The following is a 5,298-nucleotide window of genomic DNA, read 5'->3' as shown; positions in this document are numbered from 1 at the left end:
AAGGCACACTTTGTTTTTCGCCTTGACTAGAAAACCTTTGTTTTTATTGTTTGGTTATTAACCCCGCAAAAGAGAAAGTAATTATCTGTTTTTTTGCACTTTACTTTACAATTGGAGATTATTTTCTCTTGCTAATTTCTCTAAAGGTTTTGCTTTTAATGCTTGATCGACTTTATATTGCAATTGTTCAGAAACATCAACAGTTCTTGTTAATACTTCACCCTCAGCATTGACTAATTTAAATTCTAATGTTTGATTTTCATTTACCACATCAAATTTATTTTTTCTATAATTTGGATCTTGAATGTTTAATCCATAGGCATACTTGTTAGCTCTAGCTGCCTGTAAATTATATTCTTTACCATCATAAGTCGCTGTGGCTGTACCGTCAGCAGGTCCTGCAAAACTTGCTGTTGATAAAAATTCATTTGTTATTTGAATATTTGTACGTTGAATAGCATTAATATCAATGACTGATTGAACACTTAGTACTACATTCACTCGGTAATGATCTAATTCTGGATATTTTCCTGTAAGATCAATATCTTTCGTTACAATAAATTGTTTCAAATTAGGTAAATATTTAACATTATCAGCTGTAATTTCAAGACCATGTTCGTTAAATCGTTTTACAATTTTCTCAATAACAGCATTTTGTTCGTCGGTTGTTAATGCATCTGGATCTGCTACTCTCGTTTTATCAATCGGGTATTTAGTCACTCTCATTAACACTGTTGCTGGTTGAGGTAAATTATATGTTTTCTTAACACCATCTTTTGTAAATACAACTTTCAATGGATTGTAGCTTACATCTTTACCAAAACGTTGATCTAAAGTATATGTTGATGTTCCATCTCCATTTGCTTTTTCTTTTAATTGATACAATGGTTCAGAATCATCGGATTGATCATATTCAACCTCCACTGTACTTTCAGATTCTCCAATAACTGTTACTTTTAATTGAGTTGGAGTCATTTCTGAATTGATAGTTCTTTTAAAATCTGCTGCATATGCAACTGGTGATACTTCATTCCCTTGTACAATAGATGGTGCATGTAACAATGCAAAGCCAACCATTATAGAGCCTAATCCATAAGCTGTTTTTCTAACAAGGTATTTTACACTTTCTTTCTTAAACATTATATAGCTACTCTCTAATAAATATATAAAGGAAAAGTTCTTATGATAACTATATGCATAAGTAAATCCTTAGGCTAAGTATACAAGTGCGACCTATAAAAAGCAACACTTTTTTGAAAATACTATTTTTTAAGCCATTTTAACGATTTGTCATACCGATTCTCCACTAAAGTATAACTTTGTTCAATCAATAATAAGATGGTTTCATCAGATAAACATTCATCCAAACAAATACTATACCAATGTGTTTTATTCATATGGTAGGCAGGAAAAAAGGAAATATTATCAATTCGCTGGGCTAGAGCATCAGGCATTATCTTTACATTGACAATATCGACTGTCCCATTTTTATTCAAATCCAATTTAGAAGCATCAATTGTCATCACTAACGCAAACCACTTATTTGTAAAGGGTGTTTTAAATGCTGCATATAATGGATACTTTTTAAAAGGAAAAGTAGGTTCTATATTATACTTCTTTTTAATAAGTGTCATCACACGTAGTACTTGTGTTTCAGTTCTATCAAAACAATATTCGGTAACTTCTGATAAAATAAGCTGGCAAGCTTCTTGAACAGTTGTTACAAAGGTTCCTACCGCTCTAGATTGATAAATAGGTAAAAATATCTCCTGCGTATCCCTATCATAAACAAACATACGGCTGCTTCCGTTTTTCAAAATATCCACTCGCAACAAAAATGAATCTTCTAACATTAAAAACTCTTTTGTGTAATATTCTCCCCTGTCTAGAAAGCCATACTCTATCAATTTTCCTTTATTGTATCGTTTCCCTTTAAAGAAATCATCTAGTACTATCATCATATCTCCCTCATGTAAACAAAACACCAGAAAAATACATCTTTTATGTATTTCTCTGGCATCATTCTAGTTTAATCTATGTGTTTTTTTCTATCACATACTACCCCAAATCCGATCATCAAAATGCCTAATCCGATTATTGTCATATTATACTCTCGACTTCCCGTTTTTGGTAATGTTGGTTTATCTGGTATGGTTGATGTTGTCGTTTCTTTTGATATCGTCGAAGTTGTTGTGATTTCAGGCGTTTCCTTGTTCGGAATCGGCGTTGGTTTTTTTGGTTCTTCTTTAAGTGTATTCGTTAAATCAAAACCATTTATTGTTATTTCATAAAATGGTACTACATCTTCTTTAATGGTGTACTCAATTTTCTGTCCGTTTTCATATTCCAACACATTCGCAAATACATACATCCAATTCATTTCTCTTGTGATGTCTTGTGTACGGACAATCTCTCCATTCGCCAATAAATGTACCGTAATTTGTTCAGGACGTTTGCCGTCTTGGTTATCATTATCTACCCATTGTTTTGTCACTGGAATATTGATACGATTTACAGAACGTGTATTCGTAACAGTCGTTCCCGATACATTTGCCGTATAGCCCTCAACAGCATCCTCACTCACTGTATACACAATGCGTTTGCCATCTTTAAATTCTGGAACATCTTTAAAGACATGCTGCCATTGACTATCTTTTGTAACGGTCACACTATCCACTTGTTCACCATTTGCCAATAAATGTAAAGTTACTGATTTCGGACGTTTGCCGTCACGGTCATGATCATCTTCCCACACTTTATTGACAGGCACATCAATGAATGATGGCTTATGTATGTTCATAATCGTTGTATCGTTGACAACTGTTTCATACCCCTCAACAGCATCTTCCGTTACCGTATAGTTAATTTCTTGTCCGTTTTCATATACTGGTAAATTCTCAAATGTATATGTCCAAGCATTTGCTTCAGTTACAAATACTTGCTGTTTTTCTATTCCATTCGCGAATAAATGTACCGTGATTTTATCTGGGCGTTTGCCATCTTGATCATTATTATCGTTCCATATTTTATTAACCGTTACAGACTTCGTTTTTGGTATGTACTTATTCGTAATTGTATAGCCATCAACAGATGATTCATACTCTGATACAACATCTTCTTTGACGGTATACTCAATTTTTTGTCCATTTTCATATTCTGGCACATTCTCAAATATATACATCCAATTCATTTCTTTTGTGATATTTTGTGTACGGATAACTTCTCCATTCGCCAATAAATGTGCCTTAATGCTTTCAGGACGTTTACCATCTTGATTATTATTATCGTCCCATACTTTATTCACCGTAATTGATTTCATTTTTGGCGTATGGCGATTAGTAATGGTATACCCATCAACAACAGATTCATACCCTGCAACAGCCTCTTCCGTCACCGTGTAGTTAATTTCTTGTCCGTTTTCATACACTGGTAAATTCGTAAATGTATACATCCAATTTTCTTCATTAGATAGCACCACCGTTTGTTTCTCTGTTCCGTTAGCTAATAAATGAACTTGAATAGTGTTTGGACGTTGACCGTCTTGATTATCATGATCATTCCATACTTTATTTACGGTAATAGATTTCACTTCTGGTGTATGAACATTTGTAATAGTATATCCGTCGATTGTCGTTTCATAACCTTCAACAGCATCTTCCGTTACCGTATATGCAATTTCTTGTCCGTTTTCATACACTGGTAAATACTCAAATGTATGCGTCCAATTATCTTCATTAGTTAAAGTAGCCGTTTCTCTTTCTACTCCATTTGCAAATAAATGGACGTGAATGGTGTTTGGACGTTTGCCGTCTTGATCATTATTATCGTTCCATATTTTATTTATTGTAATAGATTTAACTTCAGGAATGTGGCGATTGGTAATCGTATAACCATTAATGGTTGTTTCATAATCCGCAACAGCATCTTCCGTTACTGTGTACGCAATTTTTTGACCATTTTCATATGCTGGTAAATCCATAAATGTATGTGTCCAATTTTCTGCATTAGACAACGTTACCGCTTGTTTTTCTGCTCCATTCGCTAATAAATGAACTTGAATTGTATTTGGACGTTTAGCATCTCGATTATCGTCATCATCCCATACTTTGTTCACCGTCACGGAAATAAGTGGCACATTGGCTAACTCTAATGTTGTTGTTTCATCTTCTACAATCTCCACTTGATGTTCGGTTGTATCCAACAGATACCCTGTTGGTGCTGTTTTTTCTACAACTTTATACGTTCCTAAAGGTAAAACTTGTTCAACGACACCATTTTTATTCGTTGTTAATTCATAGGTTACCTCAGGATTATCCATACGTGTAACGGTAAATACTGCACCTGCAAGAAGTGTACCCTCTACTGATTTTTTCACAATTTTTAATGGAGAAGATGGTATGTACATCTCATTCCACACTAAATTTGTTGGTGTAGGTTGGTTCGTATTTGTTGCAATAGAGAAGTTATTCCATGCACGATCTCCTAAATTAGCCATTTCAGGTGCTTTCATTGGTACTTCGACCTCAAGCAACTCTCCTTTATTAAATGTTTGACCGTCTTTTAAGCGTACTCTAATTGCTGTTACCTGTGCATAATCAGCTACCGTTTCACTAAACGATAATGTATTAGATGATTGGTCAACAGGACCAGTTATCTCATCCGTTGAATACTCTACCGTAAACTTATGTGCATTCGGTGTTGTAATATGTATCGGGCCTGTTAACGTATTGCTAAATTTAGACTGGCGTGGCTCTAATTGCCCAGATGTCGCAGATGCAGCTGTTGAAAAATCATTTAGATGCGGTAAAACATCTAATATTTCATAAGACGATACGTTTGTTAATAAATTATTATAATTCCACAATTTAGTAAATTATATAATTAAGTTAGCCAGTAGTACAAAAAAAGCATCTCATAGGATATACTTTTAGTAACTACAAAAAAAGGATACCAAGAGATGCAAGAATACTATAACACAAAAGGCAAACATATAACAGAAAAAGAACGTTACTTCATCGAAAAATGGAAAAAAGAAGGTAAAAGCAATAGAGAAATCGGTCGATTATTGGGAAAAAATCACCAAACCATCAATAATGAAATCAAACGTGGACTTATCGATTTATCTTTTCATGGTGGCACTAAAGAATACTCTGCTCAAAAGGCACAAAACGATTATCGCCGTTTACGTTTAGCCGTAGGTAGAACAGATACGTGGACGGTAGAAAAAGAAGCCCTCATCAGAGAAAAAATCATGGATAAATATTCCCCTGAAATGATTAGTCAACTACCTGATATGCC

At 34.1% G+C, this 5,298-nt stretch carries 4 protein-coding genes; 1 reads left to right on the top strand and 3 read right to left on the bottom strand.

The genetic code is table 11. The features are described 5' to 3' along the window. Positions 1–105: 105 nt before the first annotated feature. The 3 genes from GMA06_RS08095 to GMA06_RS08085 form a co-directional block, all read right to left on the bottom strand. Positions 106–1,140 (bottom strand): hypothetical protein, encoded by a 1,035-nt coding sequence (locus GMA06_RS08095; protein WP_163562271.1) that lies wholly within the window; start codon positions 1,138–1,140, stop codon positions 106–108. A 122-nt stretch (positions 1,141–1,262) separates the two neighbouring features. Further along, positions 1,263–1,961 (bottom strand): MmcQ/YjbR family DNA-binding protein, encoded by a 699-nt coding sequence (locus GMA06_RS08090; protein ID WP_163562270.1) that lies wholly within the window; start codon positions 1,959–1,961, stop codon positions 1,263–1,265. Between the two features lie 68 nt (positions 1,962–2,029). Next, entirely contained in the window at positions 2,030–4,864 is a 2,835-nt protein-coding gene (locus GMA06_RS08085) for a Cna B-type domain-containing protein (RefSeq protein ID WP_163562269.1), read from the bottom strand. Positions 4,865–4,957: 93 nt separating this feature from the next. Between GMA06_RS08085 and GMA06_RS08080 the strand changes: the two genes are divergently transcribed. After that, a partial coding sequence (locus GMA06_RS08080; protein WP_163562268.1) for a helix-turn-helix domain-containing protein occupies positions 4,958–5,298 on the top strand: 341 nt, incomplete at its 3' end.

The organism is Granulicatella sp. zg-84 (assembly GCF_010892375.1).
Lineage (GTDB): Bacteria > Bacillota > Bacilli > Lactobacillales > Aerococcaceae > WM01.
The sequence above is the reverse complement of the archived record's forward strand: the minus strand, read 5'-3'. Positions and strand labels throughout refer to the sequence as shown.

Bases quoted from the DNA above. Each gene is read 5' to 3' on its own strand.
- GMA06_RS08095 (WP_163562271.1), bottom strand. From the start codon at position 1,140: ATGTTTAAGAAAGAAAGTGTAAAATACCTTGTTAGAAAAACAGCTTAT.
- GMA06_RS08090 (WP_163562270.1), bottom strand. From the start codon at position 1,961: ATGATGATAGTACTAGATGATTTCTTTAAAGGGAAACGATACAATAAA.